The 12,417-nt window shown below is 70.7% G+C and carries 16 protein-coding genes and 2 pseudogenes; 8 read left to right on the top strand and 10 right to left on the bottom strand.

What is annotated here, in order from left to right:
- The first annotated feature begins 29 nt into the window (after positions 1-29).
- Positions 30-308, top strand: coding sequence for a universal stress protein (locus tag ACZ5ID_RS35850; protein ID WP_468906714.1), 279 nt, complete (start codon positions 30-32; stop codon positions 306-308).
- 144 nt (positions 309-452) lie between these two features.
- Positions 453-680 (top strand): universal stress protein, encoded by a 228-nt coding sequence (locus ACZ5ID_RS35845; RefSeq protein WP_468906659.1) that lies wholly within the window; start codon positions 453-455, stop codon positions 678-680.
- 143 nt (positions 681-823) lie between these two features.
- Here ACZ5ID_RS35845 and ACZ5ID_RS35840 read toward each other — a convergent pair whose 3' ends face one another.
- The 7 genes and pseudogenes from ACZ5ID_RS35840 to ACZ5ID_RS35810 all read right to left on the bottom strand — a co-directional run bounded on the left by ACZ5ID_RS35840 (position 824) and on the right by ACZ5ID_RS35810 (position 5,729).
- On the bottom strand, positions 824-2,245 hold the full coding sequence (locus tag ACZ5ID_RS35840; protein WP_468906656.1) for an MBL fold metallo-hydrolase RNA specificity domain-containing protein: 1,422 nt from the start codon (positions 2,243-2,245) through the stop codon (positions 824-826).
- Between the two features lie 201 nt (positions 2,246-2,446).
- A pseudogene (locus ACZ5ID_RS35835) lies at positions 2,447-2,572 on the bottom strand (Hsp20 family protein); the annotation flags it as partial.
- A gap of 12 nt (positions 2,573-2,584) precedes the next feature.
- Positions 2,585-2,839 carry an Hsp20/alpha crystallin family protein gene (locus ACZ5ID_RS35830; RefSeq protein WP_468906653.1) on the bottom strand — a complete coding sequence of 85 codons (255 nt, stop codon included), beginning with the start codon at positions 2,837-2,839 and terminating at the stop codon, positions 2,585-2,587.
- Positions 2,840-2,976: 137 nt separating this feature from the next.
- A complete protein-coding gene (locus tag ACZ5ID_RS35825) occupies positions 2,977-3,639 on the bottom strand; it encodes a CBS domain-containing protein (RefSeq protein ID WP_468906650.1) in 663 nt (220 codons plus the stop codon).
- A gap of 162 nt (positions 3,640-3,801) precedes the next feature.
- Complete coding sequence (locus tag ACZ5ID_RS35820) at positions 3,802-4,248, bottom strand: cyclic nucleotide-binding domain-containing protein (RefSeq protein WP_468906712.1); 447 nt, start codon at positions 4,246-4,248, stop codon at positions 3,802-3,804.
- A 146-nt stretch (positions 4,249-4,394) separates the two neighbouring features.
- Positions 4,395-4,985, bottom strand: coding sequence for an Rv1733c family protein (locus tag ACZ5ID_RS35815; RefSeq protein WP_468906648.1), 591 nt, complete (start codon positions 4,983-4,985; stop codon positions 4,395-4,397).
- Between the two features lie 15 nt (positions 4,986-5,000).
- The gene (locus tag ACZ5ID_RS35810) at positions 5,001-5,729 is read right to left on the bottom strand and encodes a CBS domain-containing protein (protein WP_468906645.1); all 729 of its coding nucleotides are present in this window, start codon (positions 5,727-5,729) and stop codon (positions 5,001-5,003) included.
- Positions 5,730-6,139: 410 nt separating this feature from the next.
- Between ACZ5ID_RS35810 and ACZ5ID_RS35805 the strand changes: the two genes are divergently transcribed.
- The 3 genes and pseudogenes from ACZ5ID_RS35805 to ACZ5ID_RS35795 all read left to right on the top strand — a co-directional run.
- The gene (locus ACZ5ID_RS35805; protein ID WP_468906643.1) at positions 6,140-6,667 is read left to right on the top strand and encodes a hypothetical protein; all 528 of its coding nucleotides are present in this window, start codon (positions 6,140-6,142) and stop codon (positions 6,665-6,667) included.
- 153 nt (positions 6,668-6,820) lie between these two features.
- Complete coding sequence (locus tag ACZ5ID_RS35800) at positions 6,821-7,042, top strand: hypothetical protein (RefSeq protein ID WP_468906640.1); 222 nt, start codon at positions 6,821-6,823, stop codon at positions 7,040-7,042.
- 216 nt (positions 7,043-7,258) lie between these two features.
- Positions 7,259-7,672 (top strand): annotated as a pseudogene (locus tag ACZ5ID_RS35795) (universal stress protein); the annotation flags it as partial.
- A 281-nt stretch (positions 7,673-7,953) separates the two neighbouring features.
- Here the strand turns inward: ACZ5ID_RS35795 and ACZ5ID_RS35790 are convergent.
- Positions 7,954-8,829 (bottom strand): universal stress protein, encoded by an 876-nt coding sequence (locus tag ACZ5ID_RS35790; protein WP_468906638.1) that lies wholly within the window; start codon positions 8,827-8,829, stop codon positions 7,954-7,956.
- Between the two features lie 337 nt (positions 8,830-9,166).
- Here ACZ5ID_RS35790 and ACZ5ID_RS35785 point away from each other — a divergent pair, with 337 nt between their 5' ends.
- The gene (locus tag ACZ5ID_RS35785) at positions 9,167-9,823 is read left to right on the top strand and encodes a CBS domain-containing protein (RefSeq protein WP_468906709.1); all 657 of its coding nucleotides are present in this window, start codon (positions 9,167-9,169) and stop codon (positions 9,821-9,823) included.
- A gap of 71 nt (positions 9,824-9,894) precedes the next feature.
- Here ACZ5ID_RS35785 and ACZ5ID_RS35780 read toward each other — a convergent pair whose 3' ends face one another.
- On the bottom strand, positions 9,895-10,293 hold the full coding sequence (locus ACZ5ID_RS35780; RefSeq protein WP_468906635.1) for a universal stress protein: 399 nt from the start codon (positions 10,291-10,293) through the stop codon (positions 9,895-9,897).
- A 224-nt stretch (positions 10,294-10,517) separates the two neighbouring features.
- On the opposite strand from ACZ5ID_RS35780, the gene ACZ5ID_RS35775 reads away from it, so the two are divergent.
- A complete protein-coding gene (locus ACZ5ID_RS35775; RefSeq protein WP_468906632.1) occupies positions 10,518-10,739 on the top strand; it encodes a cation transporting ATPase C-terminal domain-containing protein in 222 nt (73 codons plus the stop codon).
- Positions 10,740-10,800: 61 nt separating this feature from the next.
- Complete coding sequence (locus ACZ5ID_RS35770) at positions 10,801-11,049, top strand: DUF1918 domain-containing protein (protein WP_468906630.1); 249 nt, start codon at positions 10,801-10,803, stop codon at positions 11,047-11,049.
- A 132-nt stretch (positions 11,050-11,181) separates the two neighbouring features.
- Here the strand turns inward: ACZ5ID_RS35770 and ACZ5ID_RS35765 are convergent, their stop codons facing one another.
- Positions 11,182-12,087 carry a pyridoxamine 5'-phosphate oxidase family protein gene (locus ACZ5ID_RS35765; RefSeq protein WP_468906627.1) on the bottom strand — a complete coding sequence of 302 codons (906 nt, stop codon included), beginning with the start codon at positions 12,085-12,087 and terminating at the stop codon, positions 11,182-11,184.
- Positions 12,088-12,417 lie beyond the last annotated feature (330 nt).

Genomic DNA, 12,417 nt, shown 5'->3' with positions numbered 1-12,417 from the left:
CTGCTCAACGAGCGGTACCGCAGCTCTACATCGCGGGCGAGCAGCTGCGCAGGCAGCCCGGTCCCGCACTCATCTCCGAGGCGAAGGACGCGGAACTGCTGGTCATCGGGAGCCAGCCGACGAGTGCCGTCGGAGGGTTGATGTCGGGGTCCGTCGTGCTGTCCGTCGTCGTCCGGGCGAGCCGCCCCGTCGTGCTTGTCCGGGCCGGCGAAACGGCGGCCGACGAGCACCTTCCCCGCCCGTACGAGGCCTCGGCGGACCGCCTTACCGCGACGCCGCCGTTGCCCTCGGCACCACGGACCGTGTGACGACGTCCTGGACTTTGCGTTCCGCACGGCGGAGATGCGCGGAGCGCGGTTGCGTGCGGTGCATGCCTGGCACGTGCCGCTAACCGGGCTTTCCCCGGGGTGGAGGAACGGGGACGGGCCCGGGGAGACGCGGGGCGTGAGCTGATGCGGCTGCTCGAACCATGGCGCGGGAAGTATCCCGGCGTGGTGGTCCTGGAGAACCTTCACGAAGGCCGCCCGGCTCACGTGCTCGTCCGTGCCGCCGGCGGGGCCGGCCTACTGGTGGTCGGCCGGCGTCGGCGGCGCGCCGCGGTCGGTTCCCACACCGGTCCGGTCGCTCATGCGGTGCTGCACCACGTGTCCCGGCCGGTCGTGGTGGTGCCGGTCGAGTGACGGCGAACCCGTGTCGCCGGTCGGGCCGAACGCAGGGTCCTGTCCCTCGTGCGGGGCTACTGCGGCCGCAGTACCGCCGTTGCCCGCGCGCGGGTGACCGCGCCTTCCCGCGTGTCGCGCCGAGCGGGAGCCGTCCCGTCGTTTCAGCGGACCAGGACGGCCTCGCCCGACTTGGGGACGACCGCGGTCCAGTCCAGCTCGTCCACGAGGCGGTCCCGCAGCGTCTGCGCGGCGTCTTCCTCGCCGTGGACCAGGTAGGTCGTGTGCGGTGGGGCGGGGGCGGCGCGCAGCCAGTCGATGATCTGGTCGGCGTCGGCGTGCGCGGAGAAGTGCGGGACGTCGGCGACCTCGGCCCGTACGGGGACGTACTCGCCGAACATCTTGAGGGTGCGGGCGCCGTCCACGAGATCGCGGGCGCGGGTCCCCGCGGCGGCGAAACCGACGATCACCACGGCATTGCGCGGATCGGGCAGGATTCTGTGCAGGTGGTGGAGGACGCGGCCGCCGGTGGCCATACCGGCCGAGGACACGATGACGGCGGGCCCGGTGGTGTCGTTGATGCTGATCGAATCCTGCACGGTACGGGCGGCCATGAACGGCTCCGGGCTCATCGCTGCCTCGCCGGCGGCGATGACCTCGGGCCGTAGCTCGGCGGAGCGGGCACGCACGGCGTCCCGGTAGACATCGAGGGCGGCCAGGGCCATGGGGCTGTCGACGTAGACCGGTACCTGGCGGGGCAGGGTGCCGTTGTCGCGCAGCGCGGCCAGCTCGTGCAGGACGACCTCGGTGCGGTCGATCGCGAAGGCTGGGATGACCACTGTTCCGCCGCGGGACAGCGTTCGGGTGATCACTGAGGCGAACTCGTGCCGCGCGCTCTCGTGGTCGTGTCGGCGGTTGCCGTAGGTGGACTCCATCAGCAGGACGTCGGCTCCGGAGAACGGCTCGGGGGGCAGCAGGAGCGGATGACCGTGGCGGCCGAGGTCTCCGCTGACTGCGAGGGTGTGGCCATCCTCCAGGGTCAGGTGGGCCCAGGCGGAGCCGAGGATGTGCCCGCCGTGGTGGAGCATGAGTTTTGTCCCGGTCATGACCTCAATCTCACTGCCCACCGGGACGGGGTCGAAGAACTGCACCGTGCGGACGACATCGTCATCGTCGTAGAGCGGTTTGGCGGGCCGGTGCTTGGACCAGCCGTGCTGGTTGGCGTGGTCGGCCGCCTCCATCTGCAGGCGCGCGCTGTCGCGAAGCACGATCTCGGCCAGCCGTGCGGTGGCGGCGCTCGTCAGGATGGGGCCGCGGAACCCCTGGCGGACCAGGCGCGGGAGGTAGCCGCAGTGATCGAGATGGGCGTGGGTGACGACGATGGCGTGGATGTCGCTCGCGTCGCAGGGCAGCTTGTTCCAGTTTCGGCGGCGCAGGTCCGCCACTCCCTGGAAGAGGCCGCAGTCCACGAGGATGCGGGAGTGGTCGCTCTCGACGAGGAACTTGCTGCCGGTGACCGTCCGGACGCCGCCGAGGAACGTCAGCAGGGCCGGGCGTGCGGCCGGGGAGGGGGATGGCTGGGGCATGCCACCCACCATCCGCCGGGACACACGGGAGATCGAGGGCCGAACGGCCCTGCTGCCGTGCTGGTCGGGCCATCCGGTCCGGGTTCGGCCCGGGCCGTGCGGCGGGTTCGTGGCCCCTGTGCGAGCGCCGCGTGGCCGGTGCACTGGGCATGGCGGCGCGGCGGGAGCGCGGTCAGGTACGCCGCACCGGATGGTCCTGGTGCTCGTCTTGGGCTGTTTCACCGGGACGGTGATGGTGAGCACCCCGTCCTTGTAGTCGGCTGTCACCTCGTCCGTCCGTGCTCCGGCCGGCAGCCGGACCGCGCGGGTGAAGGAGCCGTAACGGAACTCACTGTGGTGCTACTTGTCCGTCGTCTCGGTCCTGCGTTCCGCACGCAGCGTCAGGGCGCCCTCCGTGACGGTCAGTTCCAGGTCCTCAGCGGGGTCGATCCCAGGAAGCTCGGCACGGAGTGTGTAGGTGTCCTCCGTGTGGAACTCCTCGATGCGGACGGTGTGCAGGCCAGGTACGGTCGAGAGCCCCGTTTCGGCCCAGCTGCACAGGTCGGGCCATACCGAGGGCCAGCCCGGCAGTCGTTCGATCAGTGAACTCAACATGCCCTCCCTCATCTGACGGAGTTCCCTCCTCCGACTCCAGGAATACGCGGCCCGCAGCCGGGCCGGAAGTGGCGTACGGGTACCCTCCGGGTGCCGTTCGGCATCTGTTCCCGGGCCGGGCTACTGCTTCAGCTCCTTCATCGCGGTGGCGTGGTGGGCGCGTCGAGGTCCATGCGGACGTCCACGACACCCTCGACCGCCTGTGCCAGCCTCGCCGCCAGAGGGACCAGGGAGCGGTTGTGCATGCGGCCGACGAAGGTCACCACTCCGTCGTGGACGGCGGCGGTCACGTCCTCGTCGGGGAAGACCTCGGCAAGGACGGTGCGGGTGACCTCCGCGGCGATGTCGGCGTCGGGGCGCAGAAACACCTTGAGGAGGTCGCTGCGGCTGACGACGCCCTGGAGGATACCCACGCTGTCGATCACCGGCAGCCTCTTGACCTTGCGCAGCGCCATGATGCGGGCCGCGTGGGCGAGGGTGGCGTCGGCGTGCACACAGACGGCGGGGGTGCTCATCAGCTCACCGGCGAGTACGGCGTCGGCCTTGGCGGTGTCGCACAGGCCCCGCAGCTGTGCGGGCCGGTCGGGAGCGTCGTGGCGCAACTCCTCCTTGGGCAGCAGATCGGCCTCGGAGACGACGCCGATGACACGCCCCTCGCCCTCCACCACGGGCAGCGCACTGACCTTCCACTGATCCATCACCTCGACGACCTCCTTGAAGGGCGCGTCGCGGCCGATGGAGATGACGGTGTGCGTCATCACGTCGCTCACCGTGTACGGAGATTGTTTGCCGGCGTCCATCATCGTTCTCCTTCGGAGTGTTGGTGCGCTCGACGTGAGGTCGAGAAGGAGGGTGTGGCAGGAGACGCGGGGAGGTGAGCCGACGTGCGGGGCCCGCGAGCCCTGGTGTGTCATGCGGACGTCTCCCTGCGGACCGTGTCCCGGCCTGGCAAGGGCAGCGCGTCAGCGGCGTGTTCCCGCACCACTGCCGTAGGGGGCGTACAGGTCCAGCAGGCGGACGCGGGCGGCTTGCAGACGATGGGCGAGGACCCGCCCGACCCACCGGCCCACGGCCGAACCGAGTTCCGGGTCGTCCTCACACATCCGCCGGACCACGGTGGCGTCGAACTCGTGGGCCTGCACCGGGGTCATCGCCTCCGCCCCCATCTGCCACACATAGGGCGGGAACAGCCAGGACCAGCCCACCAGCTCCCCGTGCCCTAGTGTTTCGACGACGGGGGAGCGTCGGCCGGGAACATGGATGTCGAGGGTGATGGTGCCGGTCCTGATGATCCAGAACCGGTCGGCGTGCCCGCCTTCCTCGAAGATGCGAGTGCCCTGGGGGAAGGCCACCTCACGGGCGGTCTTCAGCAGTTGGTCGTGTTGGTCGGCGGTGAGGGCGCCGGCCATGGTCGCGGTGCTGATCACGGTTGGGCCTCCTAGTCGCGCATCTTGGATGCCTCGGGGCGTATCGGTGTGCCGTACTCCCACGTTCGCGGTGTCCGGGACGCGCGGGCAGGGGCCGAGCGGCCCCGACCGGCGCCGACCGGCCCGCTTCAGTGCCTTCCGCGGGTCCACTGCGGACCGGTCAGGATCCACTCCCGCTCCCACTCGGCCATACGGCGGCGCTGCGCCACGGCCCCGAAGGCCAGCCAGACGCCACTGACCACCACGCCCGCGACGGCCGTGGTGGCCGCGCCGGTGCCGATCGTGTCGAGCCAGATGGTGGCGGTGCTCTGGGGTGCGCTGGTGGGCGTGTCGTGCCTGTCCACCCAGACGCGGACGGTGCTGCCGGTTCGGCTGCCCGCCGCCACCTTGGTGAGTGCGGTGTGGGTCCGGCCGTCGGCACCGGTCCACCGCGCTAGGACGGGGTGCCCCGCCCGTCCGCTGAGGCCGCCGGTGGAGGCCGCCGGCGCGTCCTCGGTGAGTACGGCCAGGATGGTATGGGCGAGGGAGCGCTGCTGTGCGGAGGCAGCGGTCGCGATGCGGTGGGCGTGCGCCGCGACGAGCGCACCGGTCAGTGGGGAGGCGAGGAACAGGAGGGTGCCGAGGAAGAGAGCGGTCCACGCCTCGATCACGTCGCACCGGCGGCGCAGCGGATTGCGACGCCACCGCCACCAGACGTTCCGCGGGTGAGTCCTGGCCATGGTGTCCACGTCCTCTTACAGTTTGTGCAGCCAGTCCTCGGTCACCCCGTGCACGGTGTAACCGGCGGGCTGGGGGCGGCAGTCGTCAAACTGGTAATTCAGCTCCTGCACGACCCCGACGACCCCGTCGACCTGGCGCGTGAGGTGGACGGCGATCGAGATCTCGCTGCTCCGCTCCAGTGTTCCCCTGAGAGTCACCACTCCGTCCTCGACCTGGACCGAGACGCTTCGGGGGGTGAGCCACAGCGTGCGCACCAGCACTTCGTCGATCACCTCGCGGCGGATGTCCTCGTCGGAACGCAAGAAGATCTGGAGCAGGTCGCGGCGGGTGACGATGCCGACCGGCCGGCCCTCCTCGTCGACGACGGGCAGGCGCTCCACCTTGTGCTGGGCCATGGTGCGTGCGGCTTCGGCGATCGTGTCGCCCGCGCGGGCCGTCACGGGCGGGGTGGACATCAGCTGCCCGGCCGTACGGGCGTGGGCCTTGGCCCGGAGGGTGCGGGCTCGCCATCCCAGCAGGGGGTGGCGCAGACGGCGCGGGGGTGCGTAGGGGTCGGGCGCCTCGGCCTGGCGGACCAGCAGGTCGCTCTCGGAGAGCACACCGACCACTTTGCCGTCGTCGACCACGGGCACTCCGCTGATGCGGTGCGCGGACAGCAGGCGGGTCACTTCCTTGAAAGGGGTGTCGCGCGTGACGGTGACGACCTCGCCGGTCATCATCGAGCCGACCTTGCTGTGCTTCATCGCTGTCTCCTTGTCCGGCGGCTCAGCGTGTGGGCGTGGCCGCGGGTCGTGCGCGTCCGAGGGATGAGACGGTGCAGGACGGCTCTGCCGGTGCGGAAGTACGGGCCCACGGGGGGTGTTCACCCGGCCTGGGCGCCACATACAGCGTGCGACCGCCGAGGCGCCGTTCCTAGGGCCGCCCGGGCAGCCGCACGGAGCCGACCGGCCCTGACCCGGTAGCCGCCGGGCAGGGGAGGGCGGCCGGTGCGTGCCTCCGTGCGTCGGGCATGGCGGGCTGTCGGACCGTGCCCGTTCGCGCAACTTGGCCGGACTCACGGTTGGCTCGGGTCCGCATCGTGCCTAGCGTCGGGGTTGTCGCCGCGCCGCAGCGGCCCACCGATCGGGAGGCATGATCGTGCCCTCCGGGAGGCATGATCGTGCCCTCGACCATCCAGGCAGCTGTCAGCGTCGCCCTCGAAGACGCGGGGGAGGCCACCCGCTCACTGGTGCTGGCCCGGGCGCTGCGCGGGCGGTGCCCGGCCGACCGGGACATCAGGATCACTTTCCTGTCCTGTGGCAGCCGTTTCGAGCCCGTGGTGGAGAAGGCGGGCTTCCCCGTCCTGCCCTGCCAACCCCGGCTGGAGGGCCGCAGCGTCGCCGATGACCTGCGATGGGAACTGCCCGAGCTGATCGGATCCGCGCGCCTGGGCCGGGGTCTCGTCGAAGGGCAGGTGGCGGCCCTGACCGCGCTGCGTCCGGACATCGTCCTGCACGGCGCCTGCCACGGCCCGTGCGCCGGCAGCTGGCCAGGGGGGCAGCCGCCTGATGACGCGCGCTCCGATCTTCAACCAGAGAGGGTCGGGGGAAGCGGTTGCCGCCTGCGGCTGGCCAAACAGAGGGTCGCTGAGCCTGTTCGATGCGATCCACGCCGATCTCACCCTGGTCACCGACCTGCCTGACCTCCACACCGGATACCCGGTGCCGGAGAATTTCGCGATCGTCGGCCCGGTCTTTCCCGACGGCGAGGGACCCGGCGGCGCCGCCCAGGGGATCCGGAGGTCGGTGCCGCCCTGCGCCGCGAACTGGAGCAGCAGATCAACCTCGACCACGTCATGGACTTGGGCGCGGGGATCCGCATCCAGCGCAGGCGCTGGCAGGCTCCCGTGATCCGCGATGCCGTGCGTACCGTCCTGACGACTCCCACGTACCATGCCCGTGTCAAGGCGGTGAGTGAGACGATCCAGGCCATGGACGGCCCCGCCACGGCCGCCGACCGCATGTGGGATCTCCTCCGGCAGCTGCCCCCGCGGCCACGTGGCGAAGAGGTCGCCTGACGGAACGCCAGGGGACGGCGGAGCGCGCCTGTGACCGAGGTCGGGGCCGCGTTCGCGGGCACGTGCGGGGCCGGGGGCCGGCCGGCCCCCCGGCGACAGGGCCGTCCCGTCCCCCACTCCGGGCCCCATGAGCCCTGCGAAGTCACGTGCGCCGGGCGAATATTGGTGGTCGATGTGCATCATTTCGGTGTGACGCCAGTTCCCTGGGGTCCGCGTATGTGCAGCAACATCACCGTGGGTGTCGACGGCACGGCGGAAAGCCGTGCGGCGGCCCACTGGGCAACCCGCGAAGCCCTGCTCCGCGATGTTCCCCTACAGCTCGTGCACGCCTGGAAATGGCAACCCTATGCGTACTCCCCGCTGAGCGGTGTCTCCCTGCAGCCGGACTCCGAAGCCGTGGAGCGGAACTGGGTCGAGGAGATGCTGTGTGAGACCGAGACCCGGCTCACCGACGGCTGTCCGGGGCTGCGGATCAGTGCTCGCGACATCGCGGAGCATCCCGTGACGGCACTGCTCGGCGTGGAGGACGCCGAAGTGCTGGTGCTCGGGACTGAGGGACTGAGTGGCATCGCCGGCTTCCCGGTCGGCTCTGTGGCGCACGCCGTCGTGGCGCGCGCCGAGGTGCCTGTCGTTCTCGCACGAGCCGGCGAGCGGCCCCGAGGACGAGCATCTCCCGGACGCGCAAGGATCGCCGTCCGCGACCACCCCCTACCGTGCGGAGTTCCTGCTTCCAGGCGACTGCTTCCACCCTTCCGCGACCCGTGCCGAGTGGGGTCGGGGAACGGCCCTGCGGCTTGGGCCGCTGGACGAAGGACCCGCGCCCGCCCGAATGACGGGACCGGCGCAGGCCCCTTCCCCTCCCGACCGGGAAGACGCAGTGCCCGTCAGGTGCCGCCGCCGCGCTGTGCACTTCAGGATCGCTCGGGGACGACCGCCACCGGGCACCGGGAGTGGTGCAGAAGGGCGTGGGCGACCCTGCCGAGCTGGAGTCCGACGATGCCGTGTCGCCGCTGGGCGCCGACGACCACCAGGTCGGCACCGGCGGACGCGTCCACGAGGACTTTGTGAGCGGGCCCTTCGACGGACCGGTGATGTACACCGAGATCCGGGTGCTCTCGTACGGCCTCGCGCAGGGTGTCCGCCAGGAGAACCGAGGCCCGTTCCTGGTGCACCTGTGCCGCATCGTCCGTGACGAGCGGGTGGTCGACATGCTCATGGGCCGGACAGCGCCAGGCCCGCACGGCGTCCAGTCCGCAGCCACGCGCCTCGGCCTCGCGGAACGCGAACCGTACCGCCTCCTGGCGCGCTGCGTCGTCGCCCACCCCCATCACGACCCGCCGGAAGGCACCCTGCCGGTTCCCCTCGTCGCCACGGACAACGATGACCGGACACCCGGCGCCGGCCGCCACCGCCAGACTCACCGAACCCAGCAGCATCCCCGCGAGCTCGCCTCGGCCGCGCGAGCCCACCACCAGGGCAGAGGCCTCGTCCCCCTCCCGCAGCAGCGCGTACGCGGGGTCGTCGGGCAGAACCTCCGCCGACACCTTCACCTCGGGGTTGGCCGACCTGGCGCGTTCCGCGCAAGACACGGTGACGTGCTGGGCGATGACCTCTTCGGACGGACGCGCGGTGCCGAAGGACGGCACCGCGCCCTCGTAGCGCTCCCACAAGGACGCGTACACAAGACGTAGAGGCAGCCCGAGCCGGGCCGCCTCGTCCACCGCCCAGTCCAACGCTTGCAGACTGGAAGCCGATCCGTCGACACCTACCACCAGCGGGAGGTTCATCGTCCGCACCGCCTTTCGCTCCGTCCAGCTGTGATGACGCTTGTGACCACCGTCGCACCGCCCGGCTGCTGCCGCGAGAGGCCGATCGGCCCTGGGACCGATCTTCCGCTTTGGTTCACCGGGACGGATCGGGGCGATGGTGGAGTCATGGGGCGTGGACGATGTGATGGCCGTGCCGGTGATGGCCCTCGGGCGCGACGCGCCCTTCAAGGAGATCGTCCCGCTCGTCGTCGACCACCGGGCGGTCGCACGACTGGCGTCGATTGCGCATGATGGTGAGCAGGGCCGTGCCGGCACATGGGTGTGCCGTCGGTACGATCCCGGAAGGATGGGCGAGATGCAGCACCGAACAGTCGCGGAGCTCATGACGCGACAGGTCGTCCGCGCGCGACGTGACACGCCGTTCAAGGAGATCGTGAGACTGCTGGCGGATAACGATGTCACCGCTGTGCCCGTGGTGGATGACTTGGACCGTCCCATGGGGGTCGTCTCCGAAGCCGACCTGTTGCGCAAATCGGCGGACCGAGCCGATTCGTCCGGCCGGACGCCGATTCCCCACCTGGAGGCGTGGGAGCGGGCCAAGGCCGAGGGCGCCAGGGCCGAGGAACTGATGTCGGCTCCGGCGGTGTGCGCGGGGCCGGAATGGAACGTGGTCGAGGCCGCACGCCTGATGGAGGTCCACAACGTCAAGCGTCTGCCCGTGGTGGACGAGACGGACAAACTGCTGGGCATCGTCAGCCGCAGCGACTTGCTGCGCGTCTTCCTGCGCAAGGACGACGCCATTCGCGACGAGATCTCCGGCGATGTGCTGGAGCGAACGGTGGGGCTGGCGCCGTCGGAGGTGACGGCCGAGGTGCGTCAGGGGCAGGTGAGCCTCAGGGGGACCGTCGCCTACAGGAGTCTGATAGCCGTCATCGAGCGGTTGTGTCAGGGTGTCGACGGCGTGGTCTCCGTCTCGAACCATCTGACGTACCGGGCCGACGACACCTCGTGACCCGTCCGGGTACCTGGAGCCAGGTACCTGAGAGGCGGTCGGTGCGGTCCGCCACCTCGGCCCGGCTTCCCTCACATCTGGGAGACGACCGCGATGGGGCAGGGGGCGTGGTGCAGCAGGGCATGGCTGACCACGCCCAGGTGCAGACCCGGACGGCCACGGCGTCGCCGGGCGCCCACGACCAGCAGATCCGCCGTCGACGCGGCCTCCAGCAGCGCCTGACGCGCTGGCTTCTCGACCAATTGCCGCTCCACGACGGCGTCGCGGAATTGTTCGGGCGGGTCGCGCAGCGCGTCGTCCAGTACCTGTGCCGGGGGCCGACGGTGGGCCTCCAGGGGCAATGACGCGGCCTGGGCCACTGTGCACGTACCGGGCGGTGTGCTCCAGGGGGCCGCCTCGTCCGCGGCCCAGTCGACCGCCTCGAGGCTCGCCTCGGATCCGTCGACGCCGACCACCAGGGGAAGGGTCACGACCCCGCTCCTCTCATGTGGCCCTCGTCTCCGCCTGCACGCCCGTGCCTGTCCGTGGAGCATCCGGCACGTGCCGTGGACGCGGGTCCTCGGCGTATCAGGAAGCCCCCCCGTACCCGAAGACGCACAGCGTCCGGGAACGGCCACTGGTACCCAGTTTTGTTCACCGTCACGTCCAGCTTGCAAGGGGACGCAGGCCACTTGCCGGTATCACTGCGCGAGCCATGGACCTGCCGTGGCAAAGCGTCCTGTTCCTCGCCCTGCTCGCGGCCCAGCTGGGTGTGGCCCTGGGCCTGCGCACCAGGTTGTCGACGGGACTAAATCCTTTCCTACCCGCCTCCGTGATCGGCGCCGCGCTGCTGGCATTGGCCGCCCTGTACGTCCCCGTCCTCCAGTCGCTACTGGAGACGAGCCCGTGGGACGGAACGGCATCGGGCTCGCCGTAGTGGCAGCTCTGTTCGCATTCGTCGCGGCCCGGCACCTGTGGGGCGCATTTCGCAGAAAAACATGATCATGATCACCTCCCGGCCCAGACCCGGGATCCACGCAGAGGTCGGCGACCAGATCGTGGTGGGCGGCCCCAACGTCGAGACACCGGGACGCGACGGGGAAGTCGTCGCCCTGCACCACCCGGACGGGACCCCGCCCCTATGCTGGTCCGACACCGGAGGCACCACGCTCTTCTTCCTCGGACCGGACGCGCACGTCAAGCATCTCCACGACGCGCCGCACCCCTTGGCAGTACGTTGCGGTTGAGCTCCACGAGGAACAGGCTTCTGGGCACAACGTCCGGGGACGCGCCGCGGACACCGAGCATCGTGCCGACATGCTGAGCACCTTCGAGAGCCTGGGGACGGGAGGGCTCTTCAGTGGCTGGCGATCGCCTGGTTATCCATCGGCTGGAGTGATGCGGCGGCCGGTGAGGTGGGTGGGCCGGATCGATACCCACATGTCGCGTGCACCGCCCGCCCACGGCGTGGCGTGGGCGTGCTCGGTGAGCCTGCGCACGGTATCGGGCTCCGTCACGACGCTCGCGAGGCCCACAGCGAGGACGCTCCAGCCCTGGCTCAGGGCCTCGTCCATATGATCGACTTCGAAGGCGACCTCGGTTCCGATGGCTGCGGCGGGTGTGGAGTCCGGCGCGGTCCGGAAGACGATTGTGTCATCCATGACGTCGTAGTTGACCGGCACGACCGCCGGGTGGCCCTCGGCCGATACCGCGACGCGTCCCACGCCGTGGGTGGAGAGCAACGTGCGGCATTCCTCCGGCCCGATGTCCAGTAGCTGGGGATGCAACAGCGCCTGTCCTTGGCCGGGTGGCAGATCCATTCCTCCGCCGCGCAACGTGGCGACGGTGGTGCCCAGCGTGTCGGCCAGGCTGATGAGGGTCGCCACACTCGGGTCGGCAGGCTGTTCCTCCAGGTACCTCAGGTAACCGGGGGACATCCGGGCGCGCCGGGCCGTCTCCTCGCGGCTGAGCCGCTGCCTGTGGCGTTCGACGGCCACGCGTCGGCCGATGTCACCGGGGCCGGGTGCCCTGAGCGGCGCGGCCTCCGCCTCGGCCGTGTCGGGGCCCGAAGGGGCATCGTTGCTCGCGGGCCGGCCGTGTTCGAGATGGCGGATGTGCGCGTCGGGCCCGGGGAACACGAGCGTGACTTCGTCCGTGTCCGACCAGCGCACGTCGTAAGGAGGAGTTCCGTCCTCGTGATGGAGTCCGACGATCTCGCCGTCGCGCTTGGCGGCGCCGGTCGTCGTCCGTTCGACGATGAGTTGGTCGCCGAGGTGCGCTCGCATGACATCAGCCCTCTCGTCAAAATGGTGCTGCATCCAAGGTGCCACGCGCGTGCAGCGCCCGCTCGCGCTGGATCGGCCGGGAGGGCTGTCCCACCTCGGGGAGGCCAAAACCGGCCCCCGCTCCCGCACGGCGCCGACCGACTCCGCCGGTGATTTTGATGCGCTGAGCCCTGCCTTGCCGCATCGCCGTCGGTCACGCGGGCCACTCCGGGACCCCGAGCCGTGTGGCTACGGCGCGCCCGTGCCCTCGGTGTCGCGCTCGGCGGTCTTCAGCAGTTGCACGCCCGGGTCGTTCCTGGCCCGCCCGCTGCCGGTTCGTCACCGGTCTCC

It is taken from the genome of Streptomyces sp. NPDC031670, from assembly GCF_055580545.1.
Note: the sequence above shows the minus strand (reverse complement) of the source record. Positions and strands in the feature narration are given on the sequence as shown.

Excerpts from the sequence above, each read along its gene's own strand:
- ACZ5ID_RS35805 (WP_468906643.1), top strand. The coding sequence starts at position 6,140 with ATGATCGTGCCCTCGACCATCCAGGCAGCTGTCAGCGTCGCCCTCGAA.
- ACZ5ID_RS35800 (WP_468906640.1), top strand. The coding sequence starts at position 6,821 with ATGGACTTGGGCGCGGGGATCCGCATCCAGCGCAGGCGCTGGCAGGCT.
- ACZ5ID_RS35770 (WP_468906630.1), top strand. The coding sequence starts at position 10,801 with ATGATCATGATCACCTCCCGGCCCAGACCCGGGATCCACGCAGAGGTC.
- ACZ5ID_RS35825 (WP_468906650.1), bottom strand. The coding sequence starts at position 3,639 with ATGGACGCCGGCAAACAATCTCCGTACACGGTGAGCGACGTGATGACG.
- ACZ5ID_RS35790 (WP_468906638.1), bottom strand. The coding sequence starts at position 8,829 with ATGAACCTCCCGCTGGTGGTAGGTGTCGACGGATCGGCTTCCAGTCTG.
- ACZ5ID_RS35815 (WP_468906648.1), bottom strand. The coding sequence starts at position 4,985 with ATGGCCAGGACTCACCCGCGGAACGTCTGGTGGCGGTGGCGTCGCAAT.
- ACZ5ID_RS35820 (WP_468906712.1), bottom strand. The coding sequence starts at position 4,248 with ATGGCCGGCGCCCTCACCGCCGACCAACACGACCAACTGCTGAAGACC.
- ACZ5ID_RS35840 (WP_468906656.1), bottom strand. The coding sequence starts at position 2,245 with ATGCCCCAGCCATCCCCCTCCCCGGCCGCACGCCCGGCCCTGCTGACG.
- ACZ5ID_RS35785 (WP_468906709.1), top strand. The coding sequence starts at position 9,167 with ATGCAGCACCGAACAGTCGCGGAGCTCATGACGCGACAGGTCGTCCGC.
- ACZ5ID_RS35810 (WP_468906645.1), bottom strand. The coding sequence starts at position 5,729 with ATGAAGCACAGCAAGGTCGGCTCGATGATGACCGGCGAGGTCGTCACC.
- ACZ5ID_RS35830 (WP_468906653.1), bottom strand. The coding sequence starts at position 2,839 with ATGTTGAGTTCACTGATCGAACGACTGCCGGGCTGGCCCTCGGTATGG.
- ACZ5ID_RS35775 (WP_468906632.1), top strand. The coding sequence starts at position 10,518 with ATGGACCTGCCGTGGCAAAGCGTCCTGTTCCTCGCCCTGCTCGCGGCC.
- ACZ5ID_RS35765 (WP_468906627.1), bottom strand. The coding sequence starts at position 12,087 with ATGCGAGCGCACCTCGGCGACCAACTCATCGTCGAACGGACGACGACC.
- ACZ5ID_RS35845 (WP_468906659.1), top strand. The coding sequence starts at position 453 with ATGCGGCTGCTCGAACCATGGCGCGGGAAGTATCCCGGCGTGGTGGTC.